Origin of the sequence: Echinicola strongylocentroti, assembly GCF_003260975.1 — a bacterium.
In the GTDB taxonomy this organism is placed as follows: Bacteria; Bacteroidota; Bacteroidia; order Cytophagales; family Cyclobacteriaceae; genus Echinicola; species Echinicola strongylocentroti.
On sequence record NZ_CP030041.1, the window covers coordinates 637,641 to 657,033 of the forward strand.

Consider the following 19,393-nt stretch of genomic DNA (forward strand, 5'->3'; position numbering starts at 1 on the left):
CTTTCGAGAGCTAGAACAAAAAACGGATATTGCTATCAAAAATGGTCACAAAGCGTAACTTTAGGAGGTAAATTCCCTTAACCGAAACAAGAGGCAAGACTAAAACTTAATACATCATTTCTTTATAAGGTTTAAACACATCATTTTCTAAAGTGCGTTCATTAAAACACTACCACCTTAAAATATTCAAACCTTCTAACATTCCTAGGTTAATTCTGCAATCGACTTGGTAATTGAAGGATTACTTTCTATTTTTACGAGCGAAAATTTTGGCTAAAAAATGAGAGAAATACAATTTAGAGAAGCATTAAGAGAGGCCATGTCCGAAGAAATGAGACGCGATAAAGACGTGTTTCTCATGGGTGAGGAAGTGGCCGAATACAATGGAGCCTACAAAGTAACCCAAGGCATGTTGGATGAATTCGGACCAGACAGGATAATCGACACCCCGATCTCAGAAGGCGGTTTTGCCGGGCTGGGCGTAGGTGCCGGAATGAACGGTCTGAGACCAATCATCGAATTCATGACCTTTAACTTTTCCTTGGTGGCCATTGACCAAATCATCAATTCAGCTGCAAAGATGTACGCCATGTCTGGCGGTGCTTACAATGTACCTATCGTATTCAGGGGACCTACCGGTAATGCCGGACAATTGGGAGCAACCCACTCTTCCAACTTCGAAAATTGGTTTGCCAATACGCCTGGCCTCAAAGTAGTGGTACCAAGTAACCCCTATGATGCCAAAGGCCTGCTAAAAGCCTCCATCCGCGACGACGATCCGGTGATCTTCATGGAATCTGAGCTGATGTATTCCGACAAAGGCGAAGTTCCTGAAGGAGAATACCTCTTGCCTATCGGTGTGGCTGACATCAAGCGCAAAGGTGCTGATGTGACCATCGTCTCTTTTGGCAAAATCATGAAAGTAGCCCTCGAAGCTGCTGAAGAGCTTGCCAAAGATGGTATCGAAGCTGAGGTAATTGACCTTAGAACAGTTCGCCCTATCGACTATGGTACGGTATACGAATCAGTAAAGAAAACCAACCGATGTGTAGTGGTAGAAGAAGCCACCCCTGTCTCCTCATTGGCGACCGACTTGGCTTTCAACATCCAGAAAAACATGTTTGATTATTTGGATGCGCCAGTACTTAGGGTAAACTCCATGGACATTCCATTGAGCTATTCACCTACTTACATCGAGGCTACCCTTCCAAACGTGAAGCGAACCATAGAAGCTGTAAAGCAAGTGACTTACGTGAAGTAGTAGGCATGTTAACAATATAGATACTGAAAAGCATCCATCATCGTGGATGCTTTTTTTTATGCATCATACTTAACTTCTCCCGCATAGAATTTTCGCCAAACACCAGATCAAGCGAAAAAGTTAGGGAATTGGGAATGGTTTGGATAGAACGCTGATTTACCTAGGCAGGACAAGTGTTGCGGATGATTATGATTTGCACTGTTTTTTCTTTAACCAGATGCTAAGACATCAAAAAAGAGCATCATAAAGCAACTTACTTGACAACCACATTGGGCACAATAGGGGAAATTCCGTAATCAACCTACCCTGTACTTTTATATTGGGGCTTTGCTCCAACTGGTGGAACGTAGTGAGAGCCTTAAAAATAAATCTTCAATAACTTTCATTTTTATATCACAAAACAGAATCAAGGCTCACATTTTATTTTTCAAAACTAAAACAACAACAATACATAACTATTTTTTTTCATTTTTTATCATTAGACCATTTGCACAAATAATCAATATTCATTAATATTACAACAGCCTCCCTCAACACCCTATCATAACCACCTATAATATTATGGACCCACATAATATTCCGTAAACGACCCAATTTATCCAATTATCAAAAAAACAACTAAACGAAAGAAAAACCATAGCTTTCTTTAGTATTCTATTGCCTATTGATTAATGAATTTTATTTACCACCCAACTAAACGTTTATGAAAAAATTATTTACACTTATTGCCTTCTTCGCTGTAAGTCTGGCCTATGCGCAAGACGTTACAGTAAAAGGAACGGTAAAAGACGGAGAAACAGGAGAGCCATTAATTGGTGCCAATATCTTGGTAAAAGGCTCCTTAAGCGGTACTATTACCGATTTGGATGGAAACTACTCCATCACTACAGCACCAGAATCCACCTTGGTATTTAGCTTCATTGGATATGGAACCAAAGAGGTAGTTATCGGGAGTAAGACCACAATTGATGTAGCACTCTCGGGTTCTGAGCTTGATGAAGTCGTCGTAGTAGGTTATGGAACTCAAAAGAAGCAAAACCTTACGGGAGCCGTAGGCACATTAAACACAGAAGATATCGGAAGCCAAAGTGTTACCAGTGCAGCAAACGCATTACAGGGACGTGTCTCTGGGGTTCAGATAATCCAAGGTTCGGCTCAACCAGGAAATGACAACCCCACCATCCAAATACGAGGGGTAGGTACAGTAAGGTCATCCATTAGTGGTCAAAACAGTGACTCTGCCCCGCTGGTACTGGTAGATGGTGTTCAATCCACTCTAAACGATGTGCACCCAAATGACATTGAAAGCTTCTCCGTCCTAAAAGATGCCTCCTCAGCGGCAATATACGGAGCTAGAGCTGCAAATGGTGTTATATTGGTAACTACTAAAAGAGGAAAAACCGGGAAGCCAAAAGTGTCTCTGAACTCCTACATTGCGTTCCAAAATGCTACCGCCACTCCCAGTATGCTAAGCCCCTATAACTTTGCCCTCTTGAAAAACGAAGCCCAAACCAACACCGGAAGAGCTGAACTGTACTCACAAGAGGAACTTGAGCTGTTCCAAAATGGCAATGATCCAATGTACAATAGTGGTGGTTCATTCTTTGATGAAGGCTACCGAAAAGGAGCTCCTTTGCAAAACCATTACTTCTCTGTCACTGGAGGTACAGATTATGTAAAGTACATGTTTTCTGTTGGTTTTCAGGACCAAGAAGGCATAGTCATCGAAACCGACTCCAAACGATATAACTTCCGCTCAAATGTAGATGTTAAAATTTCAGAAAAATTCAGAACTGGTTTTAACATTTCAGGCAGTTATACAAACAGCAATGAACCTAATTACAATAACTATGGGGTAACCCAATTAATCCGGGACATGATCCGCTATGCCCCACTCAACCCATACCGCTATGAAAACGGCTACATTTCTATGGGCAATGTAGATCTGGCCGGACGTACTTCTAACGCTATCCATCCTATCGGATTAGCTAAATATGGAGGAGACGACAACACTAAATTTTATAGAGCCACCCCGAATCTCTATGTCGAATTTGAGCCAATCAAAGAGTTGGTGCTAAAGGCCAATGGATCGGTTTATGTACAAGATCGCAAGCAGAGTTTTTTCAGGAATAAAATGACTGTTTCAGACGGTGAAAGCGTGTTTACTTCCAACGGTTTAGGCGAATATAGAGAAACAGACCTCTTAAGCACCACCTCTACCTTCGAGCTTACTGCTCGGTACAACAAGACGTTTGGTAAATCTACCTTGGGCGGTTTGGCAGGATATACCAACCAAGCTTATCGCCAGGACTTCCTTTCTGCAGCCAATGAAGGCTACAACAGCGATTTACTTACCGAGCTTGACGTGGCTTCACTCAATCCCAGTGTAGGAGGAAATGCCACAGAATGGGCACTCCAATCGTACTTTGGACGCATTACATACGACTATGAAGAAAAATACTTGGCCGAATTCAACGTGCGCTATGATGGCTCATCCCGCTTTGGAGAAAACAACCGCTTCGGCACCTTTCCTTCCTTCTCTGTGGGGTGGAACATGGCCAAAGAAGCTTTCATGAGCCAGTTATCTAATGTCAACGAGCTAAAACTACGCGCCAGCTGGGGACAATTAGGCAACCAAAACATCGGTAACTACCCAAGTATTGCGACCGTAAACCTTGATCAACCTTATGTCTTCGGAAATAGCTTGGTCGCAGGAGCAGCCTCAAGAGCACTGGCCAATCCTGATGTAAAATGGGAAACGACCGAAACGACGGACATTGGGATGGACCTTACCATATTAGACTATAAACTATCGCTCACTGCTGACTACTACAATAGAAAGTCCAAAAACGTCCTGTTAAGCCCTCCTGTCGTAGCTACACTTGGCAACTTATCCCCTCCTGTCCAGAATCAGGGAGAAGTTCAAAACAAAGGATATGAATTCAGCTTAAATTACTACGGAAATATCGGAAGTGAATTTCAATACAGTCTTTCGGGAAACTGGTCTCATAACGACAATACAGTCTTAAAACTGGACAGTGAATTTCTCTCGGCCAATAAAGTTTTGACAAAAGAAGGATACCCCATCAATTCATTTTATGGACACGTGGTTACTGGCCTGTTCCAATCCGAAGCAGAAGCTCAAGATGCTGAAACATACGGAGCACAACCTGGGGGATCCTTGGTAGGCGCTGGGGATTATATTTATGAAGACACTGATGGAAATGGCATAGTGGACGCATCAGACCGGGTGATCATTGGTGACCCTAATATCCGAAACACCTATGGAATGACCCTTACGGTTGATTATAAAGGATTTAATTTCAGGGTAATGTTCCAAGGAGTACTGGGAAGAGATGTAGAAAATGGCGTATATGGTACTGATGGTCTAAGGGGGTTCAGTAACCTGACCAATCTCTACTTGGACAGATGGACTCCTGAAAACACCGACACAGACGTTCCAAGAGTAGCTACTGGATATAAATACAACACGTCGCTTTTTGTTGGTCCCGCCATCAGCCCTGCTATCTTGGATGCTTCCTATTTAAGAATGAAGCACATAGAACTTGGCTACACCTTTCCTCATGAAATGGTGGAAAAAATCGGCTTCTCCAACCTGCGCGTCTATATAGCAGGGCAAAACCTACTGACAATCACCAAATTTGCGGATGGGTTTGACCCAGAGGATGCTTCTACGTTCAATAACGTAAATGACAGTTACCCGCAGGCCAAAACGGTGTCTATGGGCGTAAACATTTCCTTCTAACATTGACCTCTCATACTATGAAAAAATACATTAACATAATCATAGCTGTACTGATCTGCAGCTGCACGGACTTAGAACGTTATCCACTTAATTCCATCGGTGAACCTCAATTTTGGGCCACCTCTGATGATGCGACTTCAGGAATAAATGGAGTATACAATGTACTGGCTAATAACCACATGTACAGGGACTTCATGCGGCACTCCGATGCTATCGGTGACAATGCCTATTCTCAGTTTTCATTCAATTATTATTTGGAAATCAGTGAAGGAAGAGGCTTTGATGCATCAAGTGTATGGCCCCAAAATTTTTGGCGTAAATCCTATGAAGGTATCGTCCGTGCCAATGAAGTGCTGGAAAATGTTCCAGCTATCACCATGGAAGAAGCAACCAAAAACAGAATATTGGGAGAAGCCAGGTTTTTAAGAGCCTTGTTTTATTTTCATCTTACCAACTTATACGGCGATGTACCGCTGATATTGGCCAAACAAACTATAAATGAATCCCTTGTGGCAAGAGACCCGAAAGCAGAGGTAACCGCTCAAATTCTGGAAGATCTTAACTTTGCCATTTCCAACTTGCCACAAAGCTACAGTCCCTCTGATCTGGGAAGAGCAACGAAGGGGGCTGCCTATGCCCTACAATCCCGAGTTCACTTGTACAACAAGCACTATGCACAAGCCATTACGGCGGCCAATGAGGTGATAGAGCTGGGGTATCAATTATTGCCAATGGAAAACTATAAGGATATGTTTTTACCCACCTTAGAAAACAATTCCGTTGAATCAATATTTGAGGTTCAATTTCTTGGCAAAACAGGTACTTCTGGTGTAGGAAGTGCTTTCAATGCCAGCTCAGGTGCCATTCCTGCATTTGGGAGCATCAGTTACTCCCCTTTACAGGAATTAGTAGACACCTATGAAGCTGGAGACATCCGTAAGAACATTACTGTACTTTCGGAAGGTCAAAGCTTCGCAGGCTTGGAATTCGACCCGGTCAGGTCCCTTACTGGCTTTGCGGTGATCAAGGGAGTCATTCCTGACGCAACGATCACAGATGATGGCGATGCTAATTTCGTAGTGTTTCGATTTGCCGAAATCCTCCTCAACCTAGCCGAAGCAGAAAACGAACTGAACGGACCTAATACCACAGTCTATGACGCTATCAACAAAATCAGAAACAGGGTCAACCTCAGTGATCTTCCATCAGGAATGTCCAAAGAAGCAATGAGAGTGGCTATCAAAAAAGAAAGAAGGTTGGAGCTAGCCTTTGAAGGGCATCGGTATTTTGACCTGCTGCGTTATGGTAAGGCTGACCTAAAAGCTTCCATGGAAAGTGTCACCAGTGTAGAAGGCCATGAAAGGGTTTATGCAGACAGACTGCTACAATGGCCAGTGCCTCAGAGCGAAATCAATATTGACCCAAACCTACTACCTCAAAACGAAGGGTGGTAAACAAATAGACTGTCTCATAAAATGCCTTATCGTTACGCTAACGATAAGGGGCCTGATATGCTCATTTTGCATGTTTTAGAAGATTATGTCATTCAACGAATATAGAATGGCGTAATCTTTTGAGACAGTCTATTTAACCCGGTTTCAATGCCGTTTAGTTAAGGGGATTCCCTTCTTTTCATATACCTAAAAGTCCTTTTTTTGATTGACTTTGGCTGGGGAAACCTGATCATCTTGGTGGATTTTATCCTTTTCCTTTTTTCCATTGATGAAAAAAGAAAGAAAAAAATCTAGGCCGGTGGTATGCCTTTTAAAATGGAACATGGATTTACCCTGCGACCGAGATCCGTCACCCATTTTAATTTCCACCCGATGGCTACGACCTAAAAGTGAGTGGGTCTCGCTGTTCCACGACGCGAGCCAACTCACTTTCTTAACGGCCTCCACCATCGGCTGGAAAACAGGCATACCAAGGGCCGTAATAAGGAAGCGATATCTTTTTTGGCTCAGGGGGGCTTATAGTTCTCGCTCAACTTGGTTACTTAAGAAAATATACCACTACATGGAATAATGATGATAATTTATCCATAAGAAACTTATTAATCGGATCCGCCTTGCAGGTATTGGGCGTTAAGAAATTAAAAAGCGGGTGGGCAAAAAGGCAGGCTTGTTTTACGAAATGCTGCCCAAAAAGAACGTTGGCAGCTAAAGAAGGTTTACCTGGCTTTAGATAAGCCTGCTTGGCTTTAGACAGGAGGAGTTTGCCTGCATGAGGGAAGATTTTAATTTTAGGCCAATAGATGCACAGCGGCGGGTTTTTTTGGTCACTTTTTTGACCTGAAGCAAAAAAGTAACAAAGGTAAAGGGATGAAAACCACCTAGGAATTTAGCTAGAAAAATAACTGCCCAAGGAAAAATATAGAACCCATATTTTCCAGATACACACTAAACTAAACGGCATTGATCCCAGTTTATGCATTAGGAATCGTGATCGCCTGCCTCGACTGGTGTCGGAAAGACCTGAAAGTAGAATACCCAATGCATAAATCGGGCTCTAATCACTTCTTTATACACTAATACATTCGTTTATTCCCAAAGGTATACCCCATCCCAAGCATTAGGAAGTTGGCCTGGCTAAAATCCTTGAGGTTATAACCGATGTGGATAAAGGCACTTTTGCTCACCCTTGTCTTCAATAAAAATACCTGATAAGTACCTTTGAAATCCCCTCCCCTGTGCAGCACATTCGTGCCAAGGCCTACACCGACGGAAAATACGGGCATGACAAACTCTGCACGTGCTGACACTCCAAGCGCCAACTGGTATTTTAAGTCGGGAGTGATGAAAGGCTGCTCCGTCCCAATGATAAAATCTTCTGTGTACACATTGGCACTGCCATCATAAAGGGGGTCGAGTGAAAGCCCTGCCCTAAATTTATGGCTAAAATTGTACAGGGTACTGATGTTTGCGCCGATGACCGGATAAGAATCAGGGGAAGGAACTCGCTCTCCATTATAAGCCACTCCCTTCCTTCGCCAAGAACCAAAGAGCACCACATCATAGCTCACGTGTTGTGAAAACATCAAATCAGAAGAAAACTGCTTTGATTTCGGATATTGATGGCGATCGACTTCCCCCAGCCGGTACACTGCACCTAATTTACCGCCAAGCATATTGACACCGGCATTGGGGTAGACCGTGTTGCCATTGGAAAAATGGGTAAGATCAGTACCCAAGGTAAAATAAAGGCGGTCGCTTGGCTTCCATTTGAGCAATAGGCCTGTATTGATATAGGCATTGAACCGCGATCCGACAGTTTTGTTATTTGGGTTACTTTCCACATCATAGGGCTCCCAACCTCCGGAAATACCAAAATTCCATTCAAAATTCAGCGTGATCTTTTGGGAGAGATTAGCAATCCGCGCACCTTGATACAGGTACAGGGCCAGCGGATTACCCAGTTCCTTTTTATTGCCAAAATAAAACTGCGCCATACCAATCCCCCAATACGTGTCCCCGTACACACGGTAGCGATTGGTTCCTTCAGGAAGATAAAACCCATACCGTAAATGCGCTGAAAACACGCTTCTGGACAGTCGTGAAGACGATTCTTGGTTTCTGTAAAAGGGCTTAGGCGGAAAAACATAAGCATATCGCATTTCCGTCTCGATTCCATGCAAGTACTTCTTTGCAGTTAAGTCACTTACAGAATCCACTTCAGGGTCATCTTGAGAAAAGACAGGGAAACACAAAAAAAACAAAGGGAGACAAACACTCCAAAAAATCCACACTTTACGCTTCTTCATTATGGACAATAATATAGTTTTACAGATGCCTTTAAAAGTCCAATTTACGATTTTATTCATTCGCTACCTCGCAACTTCATGAAATCCATATTGTCGAGTAGTTTCCTCAAAGCGGGGACACTTGATATTTCTATCTTCTCATTCCATATACCGCTCTAGCCATCATTGGTACAAAGCCAATTTTACTAACCTGAGCTCAACTTATTTTTAGTATTAAAATGTCATTGCGGTCCTTTTTTAGGAGGATATGGATTGGATCCAGATCGGCCTGCCTTTGGCTTCAGACAGGCTCTCAAGGAATGTTCCGACCACTGTACGGAAACGGTTTTATAGTCGAACTGAGGTTACTAGACTTTGTCTGGCTACTTAATCATCAAAAATCATGATACACCCTTGTCTATTTAATCAATTCACTTGGTGCATACCCAAATTGCTTCTTAAATCGTCGACTAAAATAAAGAGGGTCATTGAACCCAACAGCATGGGCGACTTCCGAGACATTATAGTTTTTTGTTTTCAACAGGGATGCCGCTTTTTTGAGTCGTATTGTCCTTATAAACTCATTTGGGGACATATCGGTCAGCTCGGATATTTTTCTGTATAATTTGGATGAGCTTAGTGCCAATTCCGAACTTAAAAATGCAGGGGTCAATGCAGGATTAGCAAGGTTTATCTCTACAATTTCCTTGATATTTGAGATCAGGTCAATATCGAGTTGTGAATACGCCAAGCTGGTCACCTCACTTTCTGTCTCTTCAGAAAACCGCTGTTTAAGTTCAAACCGGATTTTGATAATATTATCGATTCTTGATTTTAACAGCGAGGGATCAAAAGGCTTCACCAAGTACCCGTCTATTCCAATTTTATATCCTTTTATCCGGTTTTCATTTTCGCCCAAAGCAGTCAGCAATACAATGGCCGTGTGACTGATAATTTCATCGCTTTTGAGTGCTTTGACAAATTCAAAACCATCCATAACCGGCATCATCACATCAACCACACAAAGGACAGGTTTGATCTTACGGCACAGCTCTAATCCCACCTTGCCATTTTCTGCTCCATAAACTTTAAAATGCCCGGAAAGGAACTCTATTAAATAATTTCGAAGTTCCGAGCTATCATCAATTACCAATATCGGTGACTTCACGTCTATATTTGTTTTGGGAGTAGTGTAGACATCAGGCGTGTTCAATGGTTTTGCGAAGCCAGAGGAAGCTGTTTCCTGCGTATCCGGCACGAAACTGGATAGTTCACTGCTGCTATATGCACTTTCAGAAATCGGTAATTCTACCGTGAATATACTTCCCGAGCTGTCACAAGAACTTTTAACAACTATTTTACCTTTGTGAATTCCAACTAAAGATTTTACAAGTGATAACCCAATACCAGTACCTGTAGTATTATCTTTACTATTTGAGGCCTGATAAAACCTATTGAAAATTTTCTCCTGACTTTCTAAAGGAATCCCAATCCCATCATCACTGACTTCTACTATCAAGGTTTTGGACCCGTTGCCCTTTACTCCGATAAACAAATCTACATGTCCATGACTGTTGGTGAATTTTATGGCGTTTGACAGTAGATTATATAGTATTTTATTGTATTTATCTATATCTATCCAACATTCAATAGACTCCTCTTCCACATTAAAATTGATATTTATACTTTTTGACTGCGCCAATTCTATAAAAGAACAGAAAATATCTTTTGTTCTGGGCACTATATCTACTTTGGAGACTTTTAACTTGATCTCTCCTCCTTCGGCACGTCTGAAATCAAGAATTTGATTGACTAACCTTAAGAGTCTACTGGTGCTATGATTGATTAGGTTGGCTTTGCTCTTAATATAATCATCGCTGTTGTCATGTTCCAGAATTTGCTTTACAGGCCCCAGTATCAACGAAAGAGGTGTCCTGAGCTCATGAGAAATATTGGTAAAAAACCGTAGTTTTTCATTATTGAGTTTTTCATCCCGCTCCCTTTGAACTTTTTCTGTCAGCAGTTCTTGTTTTAGCATAACACGAAACTTTATTTGCTTTCTTGTAAAATAACCTATCAAACCCAAAAAGCATAGCATAAGGGCTATTCCCGGGTAACTAGCCCAAAAAGGAGGTGATATTTTGATCATATATGATGACACCTCACTCCATTTACCATCACTGTTACTAGAGCGAATCCTGAAATGATAAGTCCCCGAAGACAAATTGGTGTATTGGACTGTCCTGGAGTTGCTACTGGTCTCTATCCATTCTTGATCAAATCCCTCCAGCATGTATTCGAATTTGTTTAAACGCTGATTGGTAAACGAAGCATTCGAAAACTGAATCGAAAAGTTTCTGTTTTTATAGTTAAGCGAAACGTTTCTGGAATAATTAAAATCTTTAGTAAGAGGAACTTGTCCGTTTATCCTCACTCCTGGCACCACTAATTCATTATTTACTTTAAACGCTGTAATTACCGGTTTAGGAGACCACTCATTTTGCTTAATACTCAACGGGGAAAAATAGATGACCCCATTCTTTCCGCCCAAATAAATTTTTGAATTATTGAAATGGTAAAATCCACTGGAACTAAATACATCAAGCCTGTTACCGCTGCTTACATTATAAATATTCACCAAGTTGTTATCTACATCAAGCCTGGATATATTATTGTCATTCATATTGAGCCACAAATAACCATTGGCATCCTCAACAATATCAGTCACCCACTCACCATTCAATTCTTTTGGTTTTGATAGTTGTTTGAAAGTATTGTTTTGGTAATCAAAAACTGCCAGCCCTTTTCGGGTAGCAGCCCATATTAAGTCCCTGGAATCTATCATTATATCGCTTACATTCTCATGGGGAAGGCCACGGTTGGATTGATTACTCTCTCCAAATACGACGGGTTTCTTCTTTGCCACATTGTACATAACCACCCCTGTTTCGGTCGCAAACCATAGGTTCTTGTCCAAGTCAACGGCTACTTTGTTTATTTCAAAATTTGGTAGTAGGTGAATAGATGGTTTTAACGTATGCTTATCGATAAACCTGGCACCTTCACCATAAGAACATACCAAAAAATAGTCCTCATAGTCGACAAAATTAATAATGGGAGAGGCTTTAAAACCAACATCTATAATTTCGGACGTTTGTTTGATATAATTATAAACCAGTACTTGTCCATTCCATAAACCACAATAAAAGGTTTCTCCATCAGGAGAATATATGCTTGCAATGTCATAATTGCCACTGAACAGCGGGACGAAATCTCCCGCTTCAGAAATAAAAAGACCATTATGCCTAGTGGCGACTACTACTTCATCTAAATAGGTCTTCGAAAATCCCCTAATTCGAGGAGCCTGATTTTCGATGTACTTTGATATGCCCTTATTGGTTTTAAATTGGTTTTCGTAGGGATCATATTTATCCAGCCCCTCTTCCGTCCCGATCCACAGCACACCCGATGGGTCAAAATACAGCGCGGACACCAAATTATCAACTAATGACTGGTCGTCTGATAATACGGCGAAGTGCCACTGATAATCCCCTTTACTTATATCTTCCAAAGCATCACAAACCAGCAAACCTCCTAGCGTTCCCACCCAGTATTTACCATCTGGAGCTTGTGCCACACATAAAAAATAAGGCCCTAGCTTATCCCTTATCTGATCATCTTCTATATATAAATTGACAAAAACATCAAGGGCTTTATCAAACTTGTATAGCCCTTCCCTGGTTCCTACAAAAATATCACCTTTTGCATCTTCGTATATAAAATACAAGTATGGGTTAATGGCTGACGCATCCGGTATCTCCAATGTGAAATAGCTGATTTCTGAAATAATCCCTGTACTGCCAAGTTTGATTCTGGCAACGCCAGCAGTTTCATAAGAACCTATCCAAATATTGCCCTTATTATCCTCAAAGATTTCTTTAACATAGTTAAACCCTTCCAGCGGAACTTTAGTAAACGTATTCTTATCACGTTCAAACAAATATAGGCCTGCGTATTTTGTACCAACCCAAACCCGGGCAAACTTATCTATATAGACAGAGCGCACTTCCTCATCAGGTAAGCTATTCGGATCATCTTTATCCGGTAAATAGGTCGTAAAAACATGCGTATCGAGCTGCAGGTGGGACAGACCTTTCCTAGTCCCAATCCATAAACTATTCGATGTGCTATCTAATTTTAAAGCTGTAATATCTTCATTATATAGTGAATTCGTTCCTACATCATTACTCAAATAGTTCTTAAACTGGAATCCATCAAATCGATTTAAACCATAAAAGGTCCCCAACCAAACAGCCCCCTGCTGGTCCTGAACTATATGTCTGATGGAATTATGAGACAATCCATCTTCATCGTTATAATGCTCAAATTCTATGCTTTGAGCTACAGCGTATGAAATCGACATGATCAATAAAAATGATAGAACTAAACGTTGTTTCATTAGCAAACTGCATTACACCCAGTAATCTACTTCTTTCTAACTTATAGTAGAAATAGGATTTGTTTATTGTCATCAGCCATAATCCAAACCCCGATCAAAAACTGCCTAAGAACAGAAAGCCAGATGCTTTCATATGCATCACGAAAGCACTCCATTCTTCACCAAAGGACTTGTATTGACCTATCTACGCCGCGCACAGGTATTGCGGTCTGATCTGGCGCAGCAGACAAAATCAGTCGCCTCGCTGGGGAATTGGGATGAACCAAGTGCTTTGTCCCATTTGATGCTGGCTTTATGAGAGGTCATTTTTCAGACTGCACAAACTCCACATTTGTCAGCTTCACTACGATGGGGTTTGGCCAAGTTTTGTTATTGTAAACCCGCTGGGCCCTGGTGATAGATAATTCCAGTTTATCTTCTCGCTGACTGTAGCGGGTGGTGGGCTTATTATCGGGTGAATACTCGACCACCAAATCGTTTTGTCCTAGGACGGAAATTTCAGTTTGATCGGTTCCCCTGATGCTTTCGGTATAAAAAAGTCTTCTTTTACCATAGGGCCACGCTGTCTGGTTGGTGATAAAAACATAGGCCGTATTGTCATCCTTGGCCTTGGTAAACCATAAGTCCCCTTCTTTGATCACACTGGGCACCGTTCTTACATTCTTGACTGATTCGTTATTTATAAACATCCAAAGTGCCATTTCACGCAAACGTTCCTCCTGCTCTATGGGGATTTCACCATTGGGCTTAGGCCCAATATTCATTAAAAAATTACCTCCTTTGGCCCTGATTTCTATCAGCTTATTGATCAAGTCCCCTCCATCTTTGTACTCTTCGTTGGTAGGCTTGTAGGCCCACTGTGTTCCCATGGTCATACAGGTTTCCCAAGGACCCGGAAGAGGAGCGTCAGGGATTTTTTGTTCCGGGGTTTCCATTTCCCCTCTGGTCACGACGATGTCCGGATACTCTTCATGTACATATTGCACCAAGTTCTGATTAGAAAAAGAGTCAAAAAACACCATGTCGATATTGCCATAATTGGTGAATAATTCGTCCACCTGTTTTTTGGCATATTCATATAGTTCTTCATTGTCAGTAACCTGTGTCATTGGGCCTTTTCTCGAAATCAAATGTCCTTGATTGTGGATAAAACTAAAGTCTTCAGGAGAAAAATAAAACCCTACTTTTAATCCAAATTTCCGCAATGACTCCACTAACATAGCGGTAATGTCTTTGCCGTATGGCGTATTCATGATGTTAAAATCTGTCGTTTGTGTATCCCACATGCAAAACCCATTGTGGTGTTTGGTAGTGAATACCACATACTCAGCCCCTGTCAATTTAAATAGCCTTGCCCATTCGTCCGGGTCATAATCCTTTGGGTAGAATGTACTCGGGAGTTCTGTCATATAGCGCTCCACATAATCTTCGGAAGCCCCTACCATGGAATGGCTAATGACACTTCCCAACTGTGAGTCTACGCTCCAATGCACAAAAATCCCAAACCCCATATCCATAAAGTCTTCTTCCAACGCAGGGTTGTTTTTAAGCTGACTAAAACCAGCAATACTCAACAGACATAATAAAAACGTCAATATGCATTTTTTACTTTTGATCATTATTTTATGGTTTTTGATTATACGCTTTCTTGCCAGTAGTTTTTATTTCTCGCCGAACGCACAGAAAACCCAGAATGAAACAACGCTTTTCTGAGATTTCCGTGGTTTCTGTGAGGACCTATTTCATATCCCTGTGATTACTGGTATCATTGCGGATATACATATTATGGTTTATTAATCAATCAATTTCACTAGTTTTTTGTCCCGAAAGAGGCATTGACATTGGTCGATCTACGCCACACAGATATTATGTCCTGATCCGCCGCGTGGATGCCCACACCTCCAAGGATACTATTAACCCGGATTATGCATTAGGAATCGTAGTGAGAGCTGAAATTGCAAGAAAATCAGTTAGTTTGGAGGCATTAGCGTAGCACCGCTACGGTTATGCCGAAAACTAAAGTGAAACGGCTGATTTTGAAGCAGTTTCAAGTCGCAACAGATAGGCTAATGCATATTCCGGGTTTAATTACGGTGATTTTTCTATTGCCAAATCACCTTCGATAAGTGGCCATGAATCAAAATCCCTATTGAGTTTTTGCCCATCTTCGGCCACCAACACCCATTGGTCTTTTTCAGCATTGACATCGTAGGTTAGTAAAGGCCCACCGGGAAATTGAAATTGAGTATTCAAACGCCCAGAATCAGGGTTATTATTTAAGACCTCTTCGAAGATGGCCGATGCTTCTACATCCTCAAATACAGCTATTACCCCGAGGCTATCACTAGAATACATCACTATGCTTACCCCGTTGGCTCCTGAAAAAGAAGACCAATTACCTTCTTTGACCACTGCATCCATCCCCTTGGGCACAGATACGGGGCCTGCTGCACACGCAAAATCTTCATATACGCCTGTATTGTTCCAGTCCATAAAATCCTCCCCAGGCCCGGATAAGTGGATTATTTCAGACAAATGATCGGCATTATCCTTTATAAAAAGACAAATGGGCCTAGCGACAATCTGTGAACTTCTTCCCCTGTTCACACCGCCGGCACTAATCAGGAAATTCTTCCCTGCACTACTGATTTCTGGTGACGCTTCCGGTCCATGGCCCTGACGGACAAAATACCCTTCACCTTTATTAAAGAGCACCTCTACAAACAGGTCAGATGGCCGATAAGGCATGCAGGCTCCCATCACAGCATGCCTGATGGCTACGCCCACGTTTTTGTCATAGTCTTCAATTTGCGAATAACTCAGCCAGGATTTAACAAATGCCGCATGGTAATCCGTCGTAAGCTCCTCGATACTTGCTTTTTCATACCTCCTGCGCATTGGTGGAAAATGCTTTAAATGGAGACTGTTCAACGCATAACTCCAGTTGATATAGTCGAGTACGTCTCTGGCCGATTGCCTTACTTTATCGGAGGCGAAAGCTTCTAGGTTAAGCAAGGCAGTAATGGTATATCCTAAATAGGGAATGGAATTAAATTCATAGAGGCCATTGGTTTTCATCTCATCCAATAGGGACAATAGCTTTTCCTCCATGCCATTTTGCACATTATCATAGCGGCTGTCGGTATTCCCCTCCAACCGTAACCATCTGTTTTTCAGGTACCTCGACCCTTCTGTCATCAGCAGGTGATTTTCGGTCTCCATGACCAGCCCCAACGTTCTAGGAACGGTGTAGCTGAACCTGCCACCATCCTCCGACAAGAGGACATCCACCAAGTGGTCTTTGGTGTCGGGATAAATCACCGCAGGATCATCACCGAATTTCCAAAGGATGGTCGTCAGGATGGTGAGTGGAAAATCATAGTCACCTTTCGGGTTTAATGGCCATGAAGAACCACAATTTCCCCAAACGGTCATCTTTTGTATTATTTCATTTACTTCGTCAACATGCTGTTTTAGCATCAGCCTAGCTAAAAGAACCCGGGCAGTATTCCCTTTTTTTAAAAGCATCTCTTCGGTAATGGGCATTTTGGCAAGGATGCTATAAATACTATCGGCAAAAGCCGACTCCTCTTTCCACGCCAATGTCCGGTCATGAGGAACAGGCATATTACCTGTCGCCACCTCCACGTTACGGTATTTTATTGGACCAAAGGCCCAGGATTTAAGCTGCTTATTATTGAGCACGATCAGTAATGACAATATCCCCAGAGGAATAGCCAAATAATACATTACTACCTTCTTAGCCTTCATCGGTCTTACTATTGACATCCATCACCTGCGTCCAATGTTACTGGTCGGCCATTTGAAGGACCAGTCTTCCTCCTTTTGTAATCTGACTATTATGAATCACGTAGCCCTCAAGCACTTCATTATTCCATTTCGCTGACTTTACATATACATTTTCTTCGCTATTATTGTCCGCTTCAATGGTAAAAGTAGCATTGGAATAGAAGTCTGGGTTCAAGTCAATACTAATTTTATCAAAGAGGGGACTGCCTATTTGATACACAGGATCTTCATCTACGCCTCCATTCATTTGAAAAAGACCTATTTTCATCATTACGGCCAAACTCCCCATCAGTCCCTGGTCTTCATCACCATTATAGCCCGTGGATGGGGACAAACCGCTGAAGGTTTCCCTTACCACATTACGGCTCCAATACTGCGTCAAATCCGGTCTTCCTATCTGATGAAAAACAAAAGCCGTCTGTATCGATGGCTGGTTTCCATAGTTTATTGGTATTTTTCTATACTCAGGATGCTCTTCCAGGTCGTGGGAGGTCCCCGCTGTAAAGTCCAATTTACTAGCCTCTTCAAATTGCCCATTTAGTTGTTGGACCGCTTTATCACGCCCTCCCATCAGCTCCGCCAGCCCTTCTAAATTATGGGGTACAAACCAAGTGGCCTGTGCTGCGTTAGCTTCGACAAAACCGACTTTGTACTGGTAAGGATCAAACTTCTCCAACCACTCGCCCTCGACATTTTTTGGACGCATCCATCCAGTTGTTTCATCATATACATTTTTGAAATTTTCGGAACGTTTTATAAAATAGCCATAATCCGCTTCATGCCCCAGTTTTTTGGCCAACTGTGCGAGTGTCCAATCCTGATAGGCGTATTCCATCGTAAGGCCTGCACCATCCTGATGACCTCCAAATTTCCCTTCCGGTATCGGGTACGGCACATAGCCATTTTCAATATAGTATTTGAGCCCTCCACCATAATTTGTGTGATGTTCATATCCTGCTTTTTCCATGATTCCGCCGATCATGTGGTTTTTTTTCAGGATTTGGTAAATGCTCTCCAAGTCTTCTGTAACCAGCCCTTCCTGAATAGCGCTCACGATAAAAGGGGTACTGGAAGCTCCTGTCATCACATAGGTGTAGTTTCCTCCAGAAGGCCCCCTGGGCACCAGGCCACCGTCTTTTTGATATTGTAGGAGCGAATAAACAAATTGCTGTTTAATCTCAGGATAGACGAGTCCCCAAAGGGTGTTGATTGTCCATTGGGCGCCCCAATAAGAGTCGGAGTTAAAGTGGTTGAATTCTGGTTTGCCATTTGAATCAAGAGGTAACTGACCTATCCTAAACACTTCACCTGTATTGTCTGGATAGGCACCATTTACGTCGTTAATGATCCTTCTCCCCTGCAAGGAATGCCACAAATCCGTATAAAATCTTCGTTGATCGGTGGCTGTTCCTCCCTCTACTTTGATCCTACCCAATAGACCATTCCACTCCTCGGTAGATTCCCTCACTACCTTATCAAAATCCCAATGAGGCATTTCTTCTTCGATATTAAGCCCTGCATTTTCTACTGATGTATAAGAAACCCCAACTTTCATTAGGACTTTCTTGCGGGGATCATCAAGTTTTATCAAATAATTGCCGGTCTTATCATCCTTTTTTACTGAGGTGACATCGGTATTCAACAGTACTTTAAAATAAACTGTAAAAGGCTTTGGCCTTCTGTGGGTAGCATCCATCACCACTTTTCCCGAAAGCTCATTATCGCTGTTCTGGGTGAGCTCTCCATCCATATTTTCGCATGGCCCGAGCATGGTGTTAAGGTTAAATAAGATGGCTGACTGGGAGTCTTCTGGATAGGTATACTGATGGAGGCCTACACGTGTGGTACTGGTCAGTTCAGATGCTATTTTGAACCTGTCTAGGTCCACATAGTGATATCCCGGAGAAATCCTTTCAGTTTCGTGGCTAAACTTGGAATAAAAATCTTCAAAAATGGTGCTTTCATTTGCAGCTGACACCGTCACTGGCATTACGGAGATACCGGACATTTGCCATGCATGAATATGGCTGAAGCCTCTTATCGTGTCGGTCTTATACCTGTAGCCGCTCCCCCATGCACCATCAATTTCTGTATCGGGACTTAGGTTAACCATCCCAAACGGCCGGCTTGCGGACGAAAAGAAAAACCACCTGGAATTCTCCGAATCCAACAATGGGTAGACCAACTCTGAATAGGTCTTCTGCTCTCCATGTTTATCTACCGTTTTTACTTTTTGTTGACAAGAACTGATGGTTCCCAAAGTCAGGTATATGATAACCTGCAAATACAATTTCCTCTTATCCATGTATTTTATATTTAAAACAACGAAAGTATTTTATATTTCCAAACCAAACAAAT

General features: G+C 42.1%; 9 protein-coding genes. 3 read left to right on the forward strand and 6 right to left on the reverse strand.

What is annotated here, in order from left to right:
• Positions 1–280 precede the first annotated feature (280 nt).
• The 3 genes from DN752_RS02440 (at position 281) to DN752_RS02450 (ending at position 6,481) form a co-directional block, all read left to right on the forward strand.
• On the forward strand, positions 281–1,261 hold the full coding sequence (locus DN752_RS02440; RefSeq protein WP_112782507.1) for a pyruvate dehydrogenase complex E1 component subunit beta: 981 nt from the start codon (positions 281–283) through the stop codon (positions 1,259–1,261).
• A gap of 703 nt (positions 1,262–1,964) precedes the next feature.
• The gene (locus DN752_RS02445; RefSeq protein WP_112782508.1) at positions 1,965–5,027 is read left to right on the forward strand and encodes a SusC/RagA family TonB-linked outer membrane protein; all 3,063 of its coding nucleotides are present in this window, start codon (positions 1,965–1,967) and stop codon (positions 5,025–5,027) included.
• A 17-nt stretch (positions 5,028–5,044) separates the two neighbouring features.
• A complete protein-coding gene (locus DN752_RS02450) occupies positions 5,045–6,481 on the forward strand; it encodes a RagB/SusD family nutrient uptake outer membrane protein (protein ID WP_112782509.1) in 1,437 nt (478 codons plus the stop codon).
• 186 nt (positions 6,482–6,667) lie between these two features.
• On the opposite strand, the gene DN752_RS24330 is transcribed toward DN752_RS02450, so the two are convergent.
• From DN752_RS24330 to DN752_RS02475, 6 genes are all read right to left on the reverse strand, one after another.
• Positions 6,668–6,949, reverse strand: coding sequence for a hypothetical protein (locus DN752_RS24330; protein WP_162633081.1), 282 nt, complete (start codon positions 6,947–6,949; stop codon positions 6,668–6,670).
• A 605-nt stretch (positions 6,950–7,554) separates the two neighbouring features.
• On the reverse strand, positions 7,555–8,787 hold the full coding sequence (locus DN752_RS02455; RefSeq protein ID WP_112782510.1) for an acyloxyacyl hydrolase: 1,233 nt from the start codon (positions 8,785–8,787) through the stop codon (positions 7,555–7,557).
• Between the two features lie 397 nt (positions 8,788–9,184).
• Positions 9,185–13,225: a hybrid sensor histidine kinase/response regulator transcription factor gene (locus DN752_RS02460; protein ID WP_245949432.1), complete on the reverse strand. Its 4,041-nt coding sequence runs from the start codon at positions 13,223–13,225 to the stop codon at positions 9,185–9,187.
• 302 nt (positions 13,226–13,527) lie between these two features.
• Positions 13,528–14,844, reverse strand: a complete 1,317-nt coding sequence (locus tag DN752_RS02465) for an alpha-L-fucosidase (protein WP_112782512.1) — start codon at positions 14,842–14,844, stop codon at positions 13,528–13,530.
• 469 nt (positions 14,845–15,313) lie between these two features.
• The gene (locus DN752_RS02470; RefSeq protein WP_245949433.1) at positions 15,314–16,996 is read right to left on the reverse strand and encodes a hypothetical protein; all 1,683 of its coding nucleotides are present in this window, start codon (positions 16,994–16,996) and stop codon (positions 15,314–15,316) included.
• Positions 16,997–17,033: 37 nt separating this feature from the next.
• Positions 17,034–19,340, reverse strand: a complete 2,307-nt coding sequence (locus DN752_RS02475) for a GH92 family glycosyl hydrolase (protein ID WP_112782513.1) — start codon at positions 19,338–19,340, stop codon at positions 17,034–17,036.
• Between the last annotated feature and the right edge of the window lie 53 nt (positions 19,341–19,393).

Bases quoted from the DNA above. Each gene is read 5' to 3' on its own strand.
- DN752_RS02450 (WP_112782509.1), top strand. From the start codon at position 5,045: ATGAAAAAATACATTAACATAATCATAGCTGTACTGATCTGCAGCTGC.
- DN752_RS24330 (WP_162633081.1), bottom strand. From the start codon at position 6,949: ATGCCTGTTTTCCAGCCGATGGTGGAGGCCGTTAAGAAAGTGAGTTGG.
- DN752_RS02475 (WP_112782513.1), bottom strand. From the start codon at position 19,340: ATGGATAAGAGGAAATTGTATTTGCAGGTTATCATATACCTGACTTTG.
- DN752_RS02460 (WP_245949432.1), bottom strand. From the start codon at position 13,225: ATGAAACAACGTTTAGTTCTATCATTTTTATTGATCATGTCGATTTCA.
- DN752_RS02455 (WP_112782510.1), bottom strand. From the start codon at position 8,787: ATGAAGAAGCGTAAAGTGTGGATTTTTTGGAGTGTTTGTCTCCCTTTG.
- DN752_RS02440 (WP_112782507.1), top strand. From the start codon at position 281: ATGAGAGAAATACAATTTAGAGAAGCATTAAGAGAGGCCATGTCCGAA.
- DN752_RS02465 (WP_112782512.1), bottom strand. From the start codon at position 14,844: ATGATCAAAAGTAAAAAATGCATATTGACGTTTTTATTATGTCTGTTG.
- DN752_RS02470 (WP_245949433.1), bottom strand. From the start codon at position 16,996: ATGAAGGCTAAGAAGGTAGTAATGTATTATTTGGCTATTCCTCTGGGG.
- DN752_RS02445 (WP_112782508.1), top strand. From the start codon at position 1,965: ATGAAAAAATTATTTACACTTATTGCCTTCTTCGCTGTAAGTCTGGCC.